Origin of the sequence: Streptomyces sp. NPDC048416, from assembly GCF_043200435.1 — a bacterium.
In the GTDB taxonomy this organism is placed as follows: domain Bacteria; phylum Actinomycetota; class Actinomycetes; order Streptomycetales; family Streptomycetaceae; genus Streptomyces.
Genome location: NZ_JBICXU010000002.1, coordinates 290,634 through 306,015 on the forward strand (window position 1 = coordinate 290,634; position 15,382 = coordinate 306,015).

Consider the following 15,382-nt stretch of genomic DNA (forward strand, 5'->3'; position numbering starts at 1 on the left):
CCGTCATGCTGCTGGAAGTACGCGACCTCCAGGTGGAGTTCAGGACCAGGGACGGCGTCGCCAAGGCCGTCAACGGGGTCACCTACGCGGTGGAGGCGGGCGAGACGCTTGCCGTGCTCGGCGAGTCGGGCTCGGGCAAGTCCGTCACCGCGCAGGCCGTGATGGGGATCCTGGACATGCCGCCCGGGCGGATCGCCGGCGGCGAGATCGTCTTCAAGGGCACGGACCTCCTCACGGTGAAGGAGGACGAGCGGCGCAAGATCCGCGGCTCCGAGATGGCCATGATCTTCCAGGACGCGCTGTCCTCGCTGAACCCGGTGCTCAGCGTCGGCGACCAGCTCTCGGAGATGTTCACCGTCCACCGGGGCCTGTCCCGCAAGGACGGCAGGGCCAAGGCGGTCGAACTCATGGACCGGGTCCGCATCCCGGCCGCGAAGGAACGCGTCGGCCAGTACCCCCACCAGTTCTCCGGCGGCATGCGCCAGCGCATCATGATCGCGATGGCGATGGCCCTGGAACCCTCGCTCATCATCGCGGACGAGCCGACCACCGCGCTCGACGTCACCGTGCAGGCCCAAGTCATGGACCTGCTCGCCGAGTTGAGGCGCGAGCTGAACATGGGGCTCATCCTGATCACCCACGACCTCGGCGTGGTCGCCGACGTCGCGGACAAGATCGCCGTCATGTACGCGGGCCGGATCGTCGAGCAGGCCCCGGTGCACGAGATCTACCGGGCCCCCGCCCACCCCTACACCAAGGGCCTGCTCGAATCGATCCCGCGCCTGGACCAGAAGGGCCAGGAGCTGTACGCGATCAAGGGTCTGCCGCCCAACCTGATGCACATCCCGCCGGGCTGCGCCTTCAACCCGCGCTGCCCCATGGCCCAGGACATCTGCCGCACCGAGGTGCCGCCCCTGTTCGACGTGGCGCCCGACCGGCAGAGCGCGTGCTTCTTCTGGAAGGAGACCCTCGATGGCTGAGGCCATTTTGGAGGTGAGGGACCTGGTCAAGCACTATCCGCTGACCCAGGGCATCCTCTTCAGGAAGCAGATCGGCGCGGTCAAGGCGGTCGACGGGGTCTCCTTCGACCTCGCCGCGGGCGAAACGCTCGGCATCGTCGGAGAGTCGGGCTGCGGCAAGTCGACGGTCGCCAAGATGCTGGTCAACCTGGAGCGGCCGACGGCCGGACAGATCAGGTACAAGGGCGAGGACATCACGTCCATGTCGGGGCGGGCCCTCAAGGCCGTGCGCCGCAACATCCAGATGGTCTTCCAGGACCCGTACACCTCGCTCAACCCGCGCATGACGGTCGGCGACATCATCGGGGAGCCGTACGAGATCCACCCCGAGGTCGCCCCGAAGGGCAACCGCCGCACCAAGGTCCAGGACCTGCTCGACGTGGTCGGGCTCAACCCCGAGTACATCAACCGCTACCCCCACCAGTTCAGCGGCGGCCAGCGTCAACGCATCGGCATCGCACGGGGGTTGGCTCTGCGGCCCGAGATCATCGTCGCGGACGAGCCGGTCTCCGCGCTGGACGTCTCGGTGCAGGCCCAGGTCGTCAACCTCCTGGACCGTCTCCAGAGCGAGTTCTCCCTCAGCTACGTCTTCATCGCCCACGACCTGTCCATCGTGCGGCACATCTCCGACCGGGTCGGCGTGATGTACCTGGGCCGGATCGTGGAGATCGGCCGGGACGAGGAGATCTACGACCACCCCACCCACCCCTACACCCAGGCGCTGCTCTCCGCGGTGCCGGTGCCGGACCCCTCGGCGCGCGAGCGCCGCGAGCGCATCATCCTCACCGGCGACGTGCCCTCGCCCGCGAACCCGCCCTCGGGGTGCCGCTTCCGCACCCGCTGCTGGAAGGCGCGGGAGCGGTGCGCGCAGGAAGTGCCCCTGCTCGCGGTCCCGGCCGAGTTCCGCCTGACCTCCGGCCCGGCCCGGCACCCGTCCGCGTGCCACTTCGCGGAGGAGAAACGGGTGGTACCACCGACGGACTGAGCCCGGTCCGCCCGCGCCCCGGCGGGGGCCGCAGGCTAACCATTGCAGGGGCGCGAGGAACTGCGCGAGCAACCCCGCACGGTCCGCAGGCAGGCACTGAAGGGGCGCGAGGAACTGCGCGAGCAACCCCGCACGGTCCGCACACGAAGGCCGGAGCCGGCCCCCCCCAAGGGGCGCGAGGAACTACGCGAGCAACCCCGCACGACCCGCACACGAAGGACGGGGCAGCCCCCCAGGGGCGCGGGGAACTGCGCGAGCAACCCCGCACGGTCCGCACACGAAGGCCGGAGCCGGCCCCCCAGGGGCGCGGGGAACTGCGCGAGTGGGCCAGCACGGTCCGCAGGCGGGCACTGAAGGGGCGCGGGGAACTGCGCGAGCAACCCCGCACGGTCCGCAGGCGGGCACTGAAGGGGCGCGGGGAACTGCGCAAACGGGCGGGGTCGGGCGCCGGGTCCGCGGCCGCGGTGGGGCGGGGTGTGCGGGCGCGGACCCGGGCCCTCCGAGCGGAGGCTCGACGAACTCGGGTCAACGGGCGGTGTCCGTCGCCTCCTCGATCGCGACCAGCGCCGGGTCGAGGACCACGTCCTCGTCCCGGGCCGCGACCGTCGGTTCCTCCGGGAAGTGGCACGCGGTCAGGTGCCCCTCCCGGTTGCCTTCGATGCGCACCAGCGGAGGCGTCTCCGCGGCGCACTTGTCCTGCGCCTTCCAGCAGCGGGTGCGGAAGCGGCAGCCGGACGGCGGGTTGACCGGCGACGGCACGTCGCCCGCGAGGCGGATCCGCTCGCGGCCCTCGCCCTCCTCCTCCACGACGGCCTCCGGCACGGCCGAGAGCAGGGCGTGGGTGTACGGGTGGCGGGGGCGCCGGTAGATCGACTCGCGGTCGCCGACCTCGACGATCCGGCCCAGGTACATGACCGCGACCCGTTGCGAGAAGTGCCGCACGATCGCCAGGTCGTGGGCGATGAAGAGGAACGCGATGTCCAGCTCCCGCTGGAGTTCCTGGAGCAGGTTGACCACCTGCGCCTGGATGGACACGTCGAGCGCCGATACGGGCTCGTCGGCCACGATCAGCTTGGGGCCCATGCCCAACGCCCGTGCCACACCGATGCGTTGACGCTGACCGCCGGAGAACTCGTGCGGGAAGCGGTTGTAGTGCTCCGGGTTCAGGCCGACGGTCTCCAGGAGCTCGCGGACCCGCCGCTCGATGCCGCCGGCCGGTTTGATGCCGTTGACGACCATCGGGTTGGCGATGATGTCACCGACCGTCTGGCGCGGGTTCAGGGACGCGTACGGGTCCTGGAAGATCATCTGGATCTCGGACCTGATCGGGGCGAGCGCCCGGCGCGAGGCGTGCGTGATGTCCTGGCCTGCGTAGACGACCCGGCCCCCGGTGGGTTCCAGGAGCCGGGTGATCAGCCGCCCGGTCGTCGACTTGCCGCAGCCCGACTCCCCGACGAGGCCGAGGGTCTGGCCCCGCCCGATCTGGAAGTCGACCCCGTCCACGGCGCGCACGTCGCCGACGTGCCGCTTGAAGAAGGACCCCATGGTGATCGGGAAGTACTTGGCGAGCCCGTTCACCTCAAGCAGCGGGGTCGTGTCGCCGGACCCGGCGGACGCGGCCGGGGACTCGGCGACACTGGTGGTTTTCTCACTCATGACGATGTCCCGCATCCTTCTAGCGCAGCCGGGGGCGGATCTGTTCGGTGAACAGGACGTCCTTCTGGGCGTCCGTCAGATGGCAGGCGGCGCCGCGCCGCCGGTCCTGCGGCAGGGCAGGCCGGACGGTGCCGCACGCGTCGCCCGACACCTCGCCGCTGAAGCCGCACCGGGGATGGAACGGGCAGCCGGGCGGTGGTGACAGCAGGCTCGGCGGGGAGCCGGGGATGGGGACGAGCGGGATGTCCACGGAGGAGTCGAGGCGCGGGATGGAACTGATCAGGCCCCAGCTGTAGGGGTGTTGGGGGTGGTGCATGACCTCCTTGACCGTGCCCCGCTCCACGCACCGGCCCGCGTACATCACCATCACGTCGTCGGCGGTCTTGGCGATCACCCCCAGGTCGTGGGTGATGATGATGATCGCCGCGCCCGTCTCCTGCTGGAGGTCCTTGAGCAGATCGAGGATCTGCGCCTGGACGGTCACGTCGAGCGCGGTGGTGGGCTCGTCCGCGATCACCAGCTCCGGGTCGCAGACCAGTGCCATCGCGATCATCGCGCGCTGGCGCATGCCGCCGGAGAACTGGTGCGGGTAGTCGTCGACCCGGAGCTCGGGCTGGGGGATACCGACCTTGCGCAGCATGTCCACGGCCCGTGCCCGTGCCTCGCGGCGCGAGGCGCCGGTGTGCTTCATGAAGGGCTCGGCGATCTGACGGCCCACGGTGTAGAACGGCGAGAGCGCGGCCAGCGAGTCCTGGAAGATCATCGCCATCTTCTTGCCGCGCAGCCGGTTCAGCTGCCGTTCGGTGGCGCCGGTCAGCTCCTGCCCGTCCAGCAGGATCTCGCCCTGGATCGTGGTGTTGCGCGGATTGTGCAGCCCCAGGACCGCGAGGTTGGTCACCGACTTGCCGGAGCCCGACTCGCCGACGATGCCGAGCGTGGAGCCGCGCTCCAGGTCGAAGGAGAGGCCGTCGACGGCCTTGACGGTGCCGTCCTCGGTGGCGAAGTGGACGTACAGGTCTCGGACCGAGAGGAAGGAGGAGGCCCCTCGGGCCGCCGGTTCGGCGGCGGTCTGGCTCAAGGTGGACACGGGCGGTTCTCCTGTGGGTCTGCGGGTGTCAGGTGAGCCTGATCCGGGGGTCGATGAAGGCGTACGCCATGTCGACGACGATGTTGGAGAGCACGATGAGGGTGGCCCCGATGAGCATCACGGCCATCTCCAGCGGCAGGTCGCTGCGGAGCACGGCCTGTACCGAGAGCAGCCCGAGGCCGTGCAGACCGAAGGTGACCTCGGTGATGATCGCGCCGCCGAGCACCGCGCTGAGGTCCACGCCGAAGATGGTGACGATGGTGGCCATCGCGCCGCGCAGGGCGTAGCGCAGGAAGACGTAACGGGACGACATCCCCTTGGCGCGGGCCGCCCTGATGTGGTCCTCCGACAGCTGCTCGACCATCAACGACCGTGTCTGACGGCTGTAGTTGGACCAGAAGATCACCGAGAGGACCAGACAGGGCAGGATCATGCCGCTGATCGAACCGGTGATGTCATGTCGCCAGTCCACGTCGTGGCCCCGGTCGAGCCACCCCAGTTTGTAGGAGAACAGCAGGATCGCGAGCGGGCCGATGAAGTAGATCTGCACCGACTGCCCCAGCAGCGAGGTGGCGCTGGCGATCCGGTCGAAGACCGTGCCCTGGCGCCAGGCCGAGATGAGGCCGAGCGAGACGCCCACGGTGAGGAAGACCGCCGAACTGCCGATGGCCAGGGTCAGCGTGGTCGGGTAGCTGTCGGAGATCGTGCTCCAGACGGGCTGCTGATCGGCGAACGAGTATCCGAAACAGGGGGCCGCGCAGTCACCGATCGGCATGTGCCGGCCCGCGAATATGCCCACCATGTAATGCCAGTACTGCGTCCAGATCGGCAGATCGAGGCCGAGGTTCTTGCGGATCAGGGCGACATTCTGGGGATCACATTGCTTTCCGCAGGAAAGCAGGGCCGGGTCGGCGGGCAGGAAGAAGAAGAGAAAATAGGTGATCATGCTGATCAACAGCAGGATGACCATGGCACCGAGCACGCGGCGCACGAGGAAACGCAACATCGGTTGACTCTTCCGTCGCTAAGCGGTTTCCCCGGCCCGCCGGGGGCCGGGGAAACCGAGCCGCAGGTGTTATTGCTTCACGAAGATCGTGTTCGGGTTGATCGTCCCGTAGACCTCGTTGTAGGTGACTCCGCCGAGGCCGGAACCGTACAGGTTGAAGTACTTGTCGAAGATGAACGGGATCTGCGACGTGTCGGTCTTCAGCACGTACTCGGAGAGCGTGCGCCACTCGTCGGCCTGCTTGGTCAAGTCCGTGATCTTCATGATGCGGTCGATCTCGGAGTTGACCTTCGGGTCGTTCAGGAACGAGTAGTTGTTGGTGCCGTCCGCCAGGTTGCGCCCGTCGAGGGTCGGCGGGATGACCGTGGAGCCGCTGGGCCAGTCCGCGCCCCAGCCGGTGCGGTACATGTCGTACGGGGTGTCGACCTTGCCGACCACGGTGTAGTACGACGTCGGGTCGATGGCCTTGCGCTCGACCTTGAAGCCGGCCTTCTCCAGCGCGTTCTGGATGGTCAGCGTGACGTTGTCCCAGCGCGGGGTGTTCGCGTAGGCCAGCGAGATCTTGTACGGGGTGGTGACACCGGCCTCCTTGAGGAGGTCCAGCGACTTCTGCGGGTCACCCATGGGCTTGGTGAGCTTGCCGAACGGGTCGAACTTCTTCCAGCCGGACACCGTCGGGCTGATCAGCGTGGTGCCGAGGTCGCCCTGCGCGCCACCGCCGAAGGCCTGCTGGACCTGCTGCATCGGGAAGGCGTACGCCAGCGCCTGGCGGACCTTCGGGTCCTTGATCCGCTTGGTGTTGAGGTTGAACACCTCGACGTAGGGCTGGTACTCGTTGACCGTCCGGCTCTTGTACTTCGGGTCCGACGTCAGCGACTGCATCTTCGACGGGTCGGCCGAGTTCGACATGTTGATGGCGAACTTGTCGGTCCCGGTGTCGGCGGCCAGCCGGTTGGTGAGCCCCGGCTCCTGGATGCCGAGCTGGAACTCCCACTTGTCCGGGTAGGCGTTGCGGATCGGGTCGGTCTTCGGGTCCCAGTTGGTGTTGCGCACGAACGTCAGCGACTTGCCCGGCTTGTAGTCCGCGATCTTGTACGGGCCCGAGGAGACCGGGTGGTTGTTGTACTTCTGCTGGTCGTCCTTGGCCTTGGGGACCGGCGAGATGTTGGGCATCGCCATCGCGTACGGAGTGTCGGCGTGCGGCGCGAGGAAGTGGAAGACGATCGTCTTGTCGTCCGGCGTCGAGATCAGGTTGTCCGGGATCTCCTTGCCGTCGTAGGGACCGGCATACGCCTTGCGGTAGTCGGGGCCGTAGATCCACTTCTGGACGTAACTGGGGCCCTGTGTCTGGTAGTCGGCGAAGAGCCGCTCGATGCCGTACTTGATGTCCTTGGCGGTGATCGGCGTGCCGTCCTCGAACTTCACCCCGTCCTTCAGGGTGTACGTCCAGGTCTTCGAGCCGTCCGACGGGGTGCCCGCGTCGGTGGCGAGGTCGCCGACGAGGGTCGTCTTGCCGGTCTTCGGGTCGATCTTGTAGCCGGTGAGCGAGCGGTTGTACAGCAATTGCACCGAGAGCTGGTCGCTCACGTACTGCTGGCCCGGGTCGAGGTAGTCGAAGCCCGCCTGGTCCAGGCTGTAGGCGGTGCCGCCGGTCTTGGCCCCGTCGACCGCGACGGCGGGGCCCGTGGAGTCCGCCTTGGTGCCCACGCCGAAGTTCTGCACCTCGGCCTTCTTGCCCGAGTCCGGGCCCGAACCGCTGTCGCCGGACCCACCGCTGCTGCACGCGGCCGTCAGCGCCAGGGCCCCCACCGCCAGAACCGCGGAAACCTGGCGCGCCTTGTTTATTCTCATGGATTCCTGCCTGTCAGGATGATCGGAATTCAGCGCACGGTCTTGGGGTCGAGAGCGTCCCGGACCGAATCCCCGAGCAGGTTGAACGCGACGACGAAGACGACCATCGCGATGCCGGGGAAGAACATGAAGGTGAGATCGGAGTCGTAGTACGTGGCCCCGGACTGGAAGAGCAGACCCCAGTCGGGGGTCGGGCTGTGGACTCCGACGCCGAGGTAGGAGAGCCCCGCCTCCGCGGTGACGTTGACCGGCAGCAGCAGCGTCGCCTGCACCAGCACGGTCGACCAGATGTTGGGCAGCAGCTCCTTGCGGATGATCCGCCAGCCCGAGGCTCCGCTGAGCCGGGCCGCCTCGATGAACTCGCGTTCGCGCAGCGACAGCACCTGGGCCCGGATGAGCCGGCCCATCGTCATCCAGCCGAGGAGCAGCTGCACCAGGATCAGCGCGACCACCCGCACATATGTCGGCTCCTCCTCGGTGGGAGAGACGAACAGGGCCACGATCACCGGCGTGAAGGCGATGAAGAACAGCTGCGCGGGGAAGGACAGCATCAGGTCGGAGAAGCGGCCGACGAAGTAGTCGGTCCGGCCGCCCATGTAGCCCTGGACGAGACCGACCAGCACCCCGATGAACACCGCGACGACCGTGACCGCCAGCGCGATGAGCAGCGAGGTGCGGATGCCGTAGACCAGCAGCGTGAAGACGTCACGGCCCAGCCTCGGCTCGACGCCGAACCAGAAGTCGCCGTCGATGCCGCCGTTGGGTTTGAGCGGAATGCCGTAACTGTTCAGGAGCCCGCAGTCCTGCCCGTACAGCTGATACGGGTCCTTGCCGTACAGCTTGGAGATGAGCGGAGCGGCCAGTGCCACCAGGATGAATCCAAGAACCGTAAACGCGCACAGGATTCCGACCTTGTCGCGTTTGAACCTGACCCACGCAAGACGTCCTGGAGAGCGTCCGACAAGTTCACTCTTGTTTACGCCTATACCACCTTCGGGGGTGGGCTCGTCGCCCTCTCCGGAAAGTGGATCGGTTGGCTCCATGGCAGCTCTTGTGGAACTCGTCATTTCGCATTGCCCCCCGCACCGGAAGGTTTCATCAGCGCCGAGTGGCGTCCTTTGTTGATCGGAAGATTCAACCGTCCGGCGGTGGGCGTCAAGGGGTTTGCGCAGGCCGAGTAGAACTCATCGATTAACTTGGCTCAAGATTTTCGTCTTTGGTGCGGTCGCGTGCTTGACAGGCTTCCGGCATACCCGGAATCTCGCGTTAAATACCCATCAATTTCCGTAATGGGCAGGCATCTTGCCGGTTGCGTCCCCGATATGCGAACACGCCATGACCGGCACCGTACGGCGGCACGGGCGCGGGGGCCGGCCGGGCCGCTCGCGCACGGCCCCGCCGGCCCCCGCCGACCCCCGCCGAGGGCCCCTGGCGGGCCCCCGTCCGGTCCTGTTCCGTCCCCGTCCTAGCCCTGGGTGATCCCCAACGACCGCCGCAGGAAGTCGACTTGGACCAGCAGCAGGTTCTCGGCGACCTGCTCCTGCGGGGTCATGTGCGTCACCCCGGTGAGGGGCAGCACTTCGTGGGGGTGGCCCGCGGCGAGGAGGGCGGAGGACAGCCGCAGGGCGTGCGCCACCACCACGTTGTCGTCGGCCATGCCGTGGATGACCATCAAGGGCCGCGCCGGGTCGGCGGGCCGGGTCAACTGGCCGTGGCGCACGAGGGAGTTGGCCGTGTAGACGTCGGGGCGCTCGGACGGCGTACCCAGGTACCGCTCCGTGTAGTGCGTGTCGTACAGTTCCCAGTCCGTCACCGGGGCTCCCGCGATCCCCGCATGGAAGACGTCGGGGCGCCGCAGCACGGCGAGCGCGGAGAGGTACCCCCCGAAGGACCAGCCCCGCATCGCCACCCGCCCGAGGTCCAGGGGGAAGGCGCCGGCCAGTCCGTGCAGCGCCTCGATCTGGTCGTCGAGGGCGAGGGTGAAATCGTCCTTGACCGACTTCTCCCATCCGGGGGAGCGGCCAGGGGTGCCGCGGCCGTCGGCGACGACCACCGCGAAACCCTGGTCGGCGAACCACTGCGAGGCGAGGTGCGCGTTGTGCGCGGCCAGCACCCGCTGTCCGTGCGGGCCGCCGTACGGATCCATGAGTACGGGCAGCGGACCGTCCGACTCCCGGTAGTGGGATGGAAGCAGCACGGCGCACGGGATGCGCTGTGCGCCCCCTTCGGTCAGCCGGAGTCGCACCGACAGACCCGGCGTGGCGGCATATGACGCGATCGTGGCCAGATCCTTGCCGTCCCGCAGCACCCGGACGGCCGACCCCGCCCGGTCGGGCCGGTCGGAGCTCAGCACGGTGAGCGCCCCGCAGCGCACGGCCGAGTGGACGCCCGGGTCCTGGGAGACGCGTTCCGTGCCCAGTTCATTGACCCGGTACACATGGATCTCGCCGATTTCGGAGGCGTCGGCCGCGGCGGCGGGGGCCTCGCGCCCCGCGGACGCGGAGACCAGGACATCGCTGTCACCGATGTCGAGCACCGCCCTGACGTGCAACTGCGCCCCGGTCAGGGTCCGGTCGCCCACGGCGAGCACCCGCGCGCCGCCCTCGTCGGCGATCCGTACCAGCCGGCCGTCCGGCGCCCAGGCCGGTCCGCCCGGCAGGAGTTCGAGCCAGTCGGGGTCCTCGTCGACATGCACGGTACGGGTGGTGCCCGACGCGGGATCGACGGCGAGGTGGAGCTGGGTGCGCTGGTCCCTGGCCTGTACGAGCAGCAGCGGCGCCCCGTTGGACGACCAGTGCACGCGGGCCAGATAGGGGTGGCGGGCCCGGTCCCAGACGACCTCGGTACGGCTGCCGTCCAGGGCGTACAGAAAGAGCCGCACCTCGGCGTTGGGCGTGCCGGCGGCCGGATAGGCGACCCGCGCCGGCTCCTGCCCGGGGTTGGCCGGATCGGCGATCCACCAGCGGCGTACGGGCGCCTCGTCCGCGCGGGCCACCAGCAGGCGGTCCGAGTCCGGGCTCCACCAGTAGCCGCGCGAGCGGGACATCTCCTCGGCGGCGATGAACTCGGCCAGGCCGTACGTCACTTCGGGCGACTCGGGCTCGGCGAGCGCCCGGTCGCCCCCGCCCTCGGCCCCCACGACCCGCAGCGCGCCCTGGGCCACATAGGCCACATGGCGGCCGTCGGGGGAGGGGCGGGGGTCGAGCACCGGCCCCGGCACCGACAGTTCGCGGGCGGTGCCGGCGCGCAGTTCGGCGGTGAACAGCCGCCCGGAGAGGGCGAACGCGGCCAGTTCCACGGCCGCGTCGGTGGCGTAGCCGACGATTCCGGCCGATCCCTCCCTGCTGCGTTCGCGGCGCGCCCGCTCCTGCGCGGAAAGCCGCTCGCCGTGGCCGCCGAGGAGTGCGCCGGGGTCCGCCGCGATCCGCTCCGTGCCACCGCGCACCAAGTCCAGCACCCAGAGCAGATGGCTGCGTTCGGTACCGGAGGGTGAACGCAGGAAGGCGACCCGCTCGCCGTCCGGTGACACGGTGAAGGCGCGGGGCGCACCGAGGGTGAAACGCTGGGTCCGTGCTGAGTGCCGGGGAAAGGAGAGGTGCCCGGAGTCCTCTGGGTGTCTGGATGCGGTGGTCGTCATGAGGGGAACCTAGTCGGCCCCCGTGCGACCCGCTCGGGAGCGAGTCACGTGCGCCCCTTGTGCCCCCATGCCCCGATCAATGCGGTCCCACGGATAGTTATGATCCGTAGCGCTCGGTGGGTAGGAAGCCTGCCGGCTGTACGCACTGCTGGGTCCGCTCGACCACCGGAACAGATGGAGGTGAACCGCCGTGGCACTCTCGATTTCGGCGGTGGTGCTGCTGGCGATCGTCGTCTTCCTGCTGGTCCGGAAATCCGGGCTCAAGGGTGGACACGCGGCGGTCTGCATCCTGCTCGGCTTCTATCTGGCGAGTTCGTCCATCGCCCCCACCATCAGCCAAGTCACCAGCAATGTCGCCGGGATGATCGGCGGGATCAAGTTCTAGCGGCTCTCCTGAAAGCGGTGGGCGGCCCGTGCCGGAGGCGCGGCCGGGCCGGGGCCTCGTAGTCTTGCCCCATGTCGGAACTCCCCGCCCGCCGTCTTCTCCTGGTGCACGCGCACCCGGACGACGAGACGATCAACAACGGCGCCACCATGGCGAAGTACGCCGCCGAAGGCGTGCACGTCACCCTGGTGACCTGCACCCTCGGCGAGGAGGGCGAGGTCATTCCGCCCGGACTCGCCCATCTCGCGTCCGACCGGGACGGCGGCCTCGGCGCCCACCGGGCCGGCGAACTCGCCGCCGCGATGAAGGAACTGGGCGTCACCGACCACCGGTTCCTCGGCGGCACCGGCCGGTTCCACGACTCCGGGATGATGGGCGTCGAACAGAACCACCGCGCGGGCGCGTTCTGGAACACCGACGTGGACGCCGCCGCCGTGTCCCTCGTAGAGGTGATCCGTTCGGTGCGCCCGCAGGTGCTGATCACCTACGATCCGGACGGCGGCTACGGCCACCCCGACCACATCCAGGCGCACCGGGTCGCGACGCGCGCCGCCGAACGCGCCGCCGAGCCCGGCCACCGCCCCGATCTGGGCGAGCCGCACACCATCGCGAAGATCTACTGGAACCGTGTGCCCCGCCCCGTCGCCGAACGCGCCTTCGCCGAGCTGCGCGCCGCGAACCCGGCCTTTCCGGGCATCGCGGCCATCGACGACGTGCCGGGCGTGGTGGACGAGTCAAAGATCACGACCGAGATCGACGGCGGCGCGTACGCGGCCGCCAAGAGCGCGGCGATGCGGGCGCACGCCACCCAGATCGCCGTCGACGGGCCCTGGTTCGCGCTCTCCAACGACCTGGGGCAGCCGATCTTCACCACCGAGTACTACCAGTTGGCGGCGGGTGTTTCCGGAGCTCCGGCCGGCCGGCGCGAGCACGATCTGTTTGAAGGTGTGGACAAGTGAGTAGTCGTACCGCCATGGCTGACGCAAGGACGGGCGGCACCGTCGCCCGCATCGCGCTGTACGCGCTGCTCGTCGTGCTCGGCGCACTCGTGGCCGCCGCCGGGGCGCTCGTCCAGGCGGCCTGGTTCCCGGGCGGCCTCGTGCTGGCCCTCGCCGGCGCCGTCGGCCTTTTCTGGACCGGGACGCAACTGACCGGCGGGCGGGGCGGAGTGGGAGCGCCCGCGGCCGGCTGGCTGGTCACCGTCATCCTGCTGACCGCCTCGCGTCCCGAGGGCGACTTCGTGTTCGGTGCCGGAATCGGCTCGTACGTCTTCCTCCTCGGGGGCATGGCCGGCGCTGTGATCTGCGCCACGATCGGCGGGTTCACGCAACCCGGCGGCCCGGCAACCCGACTGGGCAAGTGACGTGCGCGGGCGCCGCGACGCAGTAGAAGGGGACGGGGTGCGCCTTCCCTGGCCCGCCCCGTACGCAACGGCGGCGGCCAGTATGGTGGTGCGCGCCGCCGAGCCGCCCGCACAGAAGGACCACACGAACGAAACCGGGTGGCGGAGCCAATCGGGAGAGAACCAGCCTTGAGTCGTGAAACTGACAGTTCGTCCTCCGGCCCGCAGGGGCGGGGCACAGCCGGGTATCCGTCGGGTACTCCGCCCTACGGGACCCCGTCACCGGCGGGCCAGGACACTCCTGAGCCCGCCGCGGAGCCGGACGAGCCGAAGACCGAGACCACGCTGACGACGCGGATCCGGATCAACATCCCGGGCTCGCGCCCCATCCCGCCGGTCGTGATGCGTACGCCGATGAGTGACGCCACCAGAGCGGCGGACGCGGACGGCGTGAGCGAGCGCACCGGTTCGCTGCCGCGGCCCGAGGCGCCCGAGGCGGAGCCCGAGGAGCCGGCCGCCGACGAGGGGCCCACCAGCAACTGGTTCGCGCCGCGCAAGTCCCCGGCGGCGCCCGCCCCTTCGGCGACCCCGCCGTCCGGTACCCCGGTGCCCGGCCTGCCGTACTTCTCGGACGGCTCGGACGGTTCGGGTGCCGGGCTCGGGGGGGCCGGGCTCGGAGGCGCTGGCGGTCCTGCCGCGCCGTCCGGCCCGACCACGGGGCCCGTCACCGGCCATGCCGCACTGCCCACCCGGCCCGTCGGCAACCGCACGGGCATGAACCAGGGTGCCGCCTCCGCGCAGAACCCCCAGAACCCCCAGAACCCCCACAACTCCCAGAACGCACAAGGCGCTCGCAACGCCCAGGGTGGCTGGAGCCCCGACCCGTCGGGCCTCGACCCGGGCCCGGGGCAACTTCAGGACCGGGGAGCGGACATGGGCCGCGCCCCCGGTCAAGGACCGCGCCCGGTGGGCGACATGGGCCGCGGTGACGGTCCGGGCCCCGGCGCCCCCGTTCCCGGCGACGGCGCGGGCCCCGGGCAGGGGCAGGACTCGGGCATCGGCGGTGGCCATCCCTTCGCCCCCGGCGGACAGGGGCAGGCGCCCCTGCTGTCCGACGACACGGCGATCCTCACCCCGCAGGTGCCGGCCCCGAGCCCGTTCGCGCAGTCGGTGGGCAACCCGCTCGCGAACCCGTCCGTCAACCCGGCGGCCGCCGCGCCCGGCGGCCATGTCTCGGGCGACACGCTCACCAGCGGCATCCCGGTCGTCCCGCCGGAGCACCGGGGCGGGTCCTTCCCGTCCGGCGGGCCCGGCCCGGGCGGCCCGCACCTCACGCCGCCCCCCGGCCCGGACCACGACGACGCCGAGCCCCCGGCGGCGCCGGCCCGCACGAGCACCCCGGCGGCTCCCGCCAAGAAGGGCCGCTCCAAGCTGGGGCTGCTCGGCGGCGCCCTGGTGGCCCTGGTCGCGGTGGCGTACGGCACCGGGCTCGTCCTGAACCACTCCGAGGTCCCCAAGGGCACCACGGTCCTCGGCGTCGACATCGGCGGCGGCACAAAGGAAGCGGCGGTCTCCAAGCTCGACCAGACGCTCGGCAAGCGCGCCAACCAGCCGCTGAACCTCACGGTCGACGGCAAGCAGGAGCAGCTGAAGCCGGAGATCGCCGGTCTCTCGCTCGACAGCCAGGCCACCGTGCGGGCCGCGGCGGGCACCGACTACAACCCGATGTCCGTCATCGGCTCGCTCTTCGGCGGCAAGCGCGTCGCCGAGCCGGTGATCCCGGTCGACGAGGAGAAGCTGGGCGTCGCGCTGACCGACCTCGCCGGCGCCTCGGGCTCGGCGACCGAGGGCACGATCAAGTTCGTACCGGGCAACGCGGTGGCCGTGCCGGGCAAGGCGGGCAAGGCGCTCGATGTGAACCGTTCGCTGATCGCGGTGAAGGACGCCTATCGGACGCTGGTGCAGACGGGCCAGGCGAGGGCGGTGCCGCTGCCCGTCTCGGTCCGTCAGCCGACGGTCGGCCAGGCCGAGATCGACCGGGCGATGAACGAGTTCGCGAAGCCGGCGATGTCGGCGAACGTGACGATCAAGGCGGGCGGGAAGTCGCTTCCCTTCGGGCCGAAGAAGTCGCTGCCGAAGATTCTCTCGATGAAGGCGGTCGACGGGAAGCTGGTCGAGGTCTACGACAAGCAGGCGATCACCGAGCTGATCGGCAGCACGTTCAAGGGCGTGCTGGTGAGCCAGGGCGGACAGAAGCACGAGGTGTCCGCGGACGACGTGGCTGTTGCCATGAAGACGGCGCTGCGGGGCAAGACGTCGGCGGAGCGGACCGTCACGATCCAGTAAGCGGCCCGCCCCCGGGGCGCGGGCCGTGCGGGCTGCTCGCGCCCTTGGGGGGTCGCTTTTTGGGCGCG

Annotated in this window: 12 protein-coding genes; 6 read left to right on the forward strand and 6 right to left on the reverse strand. The window is 69.9% G+C overall.

Annotation, left to right across the window (positions count from 1 at the left end):
* Nucleotides 1–5: 5 nt before the first annotated feature.
* Nucleotides 6–980: an ABC transporter ATP-binding protein gene (locus tag ACGFW5_RS04095; RefSeq protein ID WP_393832598.1), complete on the forward strand. Its 975-nt coding sequence runs from the start codon at nucleotides 6–8 to the stop codon at nucleotides 978–980.
* Nucleotides 973–2,004, forward strand: a complete 1,032-nt coding sequence (locus tag ACGFW5_RS04100; RefSeq protein ID WP_393832599.1) for an ABC transporter ATP-binding protein — start codon at nucleotides 973–975, stop codon at nucleotides 2,002–2,004. Before ACGFW5_RS04095 ends, ACGFW5_RS04100 begins: the two co-directional genes overlap by 8 nt.
* A 525-nt stretch (nucleotides 2,005–2,529) precedes the next feature.
* Here the strand turns inward: ACGFW5_RS04100 and ACGFW5_RS04105 are convergent.
* The 6 genes from ACGFW5_RS04105 to ACGFW5_RS04130 form a co-directional block, all read right to left on the reverse strand.
* A complete protein-coding gene (locus tag ACGFW5_RS04105; protein ID WP_393832600.1) occupies nucleotides 2,530–3,660 on the reverse strand; it encodes an ABC transporter ATP-binding protein in 1,131 nt (376 codons plus the stop codon).
* Nucleotides 3,661–3,679: 19 nt separating this feature from the next.
* The gene (locus ACGFW5_RS04110) at nucleotides 3,680–4,747 is read right to left on the reverse strand and encodes an ABC transporter ATP-binding protein (protein ID WP_393832601.1); all 1,068 of its coding nucleotides are present in this window, start codon (nucleotides 4,745–4,747) and stop codon (nucleotides 3,680–3,682) included.
* Between the two features lie 28 nt (nucleotides 4,748–4,775).
* Entirely contained in the window at nucleotides 4,776–5,753 is a 978-nt protein-coding gene (locus ACGFW5_RS04115) for an ABC transporter permease (RefSeq protein WP_393832602.1), read from the reverse strand.
* A 69-nt stretch (nucleotides 5,754–5,822) separates the two neighbouring features.
* The gene (locus tag ACGFW5_RS04120) at nucleotides 5,823–7,604 is read right to left on the reverse strand and encodes an ABC transporter substrate-binding protein (RefSeq protein WP_393832603.1); all 1,782 of its coding nucleotides are present in this window, start codon (nucleotides 7,602–7,604) and stop codon (nucleotides 5,823–5,825) included.
* Nucleotides 7,605–7,633: 29 nt separating this feature from the next.
* Nucleotides 7,634–8,671 (reverse strand): ABC transporter permease, encoded by a 1,038-nt coding sequence (locus ACGFW5_RS04125; RefSeq protein ID WP_393832604.1) that lies wholly within the window; start codon nucleotides 8,669–8,671, stop codon nucleotides 7,634–7,636.
* Between the two features lie 398 nt (nucleotides 8,672–9,069).
* On the reverse strand, nucleotides 9,070–11,241 hold the full coding sequence (locus ACGFW5_RS04130) for a prolyl oligopeptidase family serine peptidase (protein ID WP_393832605.1): 2,172 nt from the start codon (nucleotides 11,239–11,241) through the stop codon (nucleotides 9,070–9,072).
* Nucleotides 11,242–11,431: 190 nt separating this feature from the next.
* On the opposite strand from ACGFW5_RS04130, the gene ACGFW5_RS04135 reads away from it, so the two are divergent.
* The 4 genes from ACGFW5_RS04135 to ACGFW5_RS04150 all read left to right on the forward strand — a co-directional run bounded on the left by ACGFW5_RS04135 (nucleotide 11,432) and on the right by ACGFW5_RS04150 (nucleotide 15,314).
* Nucleotides 11,432–11,626 (forward strand): hypothetical protein, encoded by a 195-nt coding sequence (locus tag ACGFW5_RS04135; RefSeq protein ID WP_393832606.1) that lies wholly within the window; start codon nucleotides 11,432–11,434, stop codon nucleotides 11,624–11,626.
* 71 nt (nucleotides 11,627–11,697) lie between these two features.
* Entirely contained in the window at nucleotides 11,698–12,585 is an 888-nt protein-coding gene (mshB, locus tag ACGFW5_RS04140) for an N-acetyl-1-D-myo-inositol-2-amino-2-deoxy-alpha-D-glucopyranoside deacetylase (protein WP_393832607.1), read from the forward strand.
* 14 nt (nucleotides 12,586–12,599) lie between these two features.
* A complete protein-coding gene (locus tag ACGFW5_RS04145; RefSeq protein ID WP_393832730.1) occupies nucleotides 12,600–12,989 on the forward strand; it encodes a DUF6113 family protein in 390 nt (129 codons plus the stop codon).
* 168 nt (nucleotides 12,990–13,157) lie between these two features.
* Nucleotides 13,158–15,314 carry a hypothetical protein gene (locus tag ACGFW5_RS04150; RefSeq protein WP_393832608.1) on the forward strand — a complete coding sequence of 719 codons (2,157 nt, stop codon included), beginning with the start codon at nucleotides 13,158–13,160 and terminating at the stop codon, nucleotides 15,312–15,314.
* Nucleotides 15,315–15,382 lie beyond the last annotated feature (68 nt).

Bases quoted from the DNA above. Each gene is read 5' to 3' on its own strand.
- ACGFW5_RS04125 (WP_393832604.1), bottom strand. From the start codon at position 8,671: ATGACGAGTTCCACAAGAGCTGCCATGGAGCCAACCGATCCACTTTCC.
- ACGFW5_RS04120 (WP_393832603.1), bottom strand. From the start codon at position 7,604: ATGAGAATAAACAAGGCGCGCCAGGTTTCCGCGGTTCTGGCGGTGGGG.
- ACGFW5_RS04105 (WP_393832600.1), bottom strand. From the start codon at position 3,660: ATGAGTGAGAAAACCACCAGTGTCGCCGAGTCCCCGGCCGCGTCCGCC.
- ACGFW5_RS04115 (WP_393832602.1), bottom strand. From the start codon at position 5,753: ATGTTGCGTTTCCTCGTGCGCCGCGTGCTCGGTGCCATGGTCATCCTG.
- ACGFW5_RS04095 (WP_393832598.1), top strand. From the start codon at position 6: ATGCTGCTGGAAGTACGCGACCTCCAGGTGGAGTTCAGGACCAGGGAC.
- ACGFW5_RS04100 (WP_393832599.1), top strand. From the start codon at position 973: ATGGCTGAGGCCATTTTGGAGGTGAGGGACCTGGTCAAGCACTATCCG.
- ACGFW5_RS04145 (WP_393832730.1), top strand. From the start codon at position 12,600: ATGGCTGACGCAAGGACGGGCGGCACCGTCGCCCGCATCGCGCTGTAC.
- mshB (WP_393832607.1), top strand. From the start codon at position 11,698: ATGTCGGAACTCCCCGCCCGCCGTCTTCTCCTGGTGCACGCGCACCCG.
- ACGFW5_RS04130 (WP_393832605.1), bottom strand. From the start codon at position 11,241: ATGACGACCACCGCATCCAGACACCCAGAGGACTCCGGGCACCTCTCC.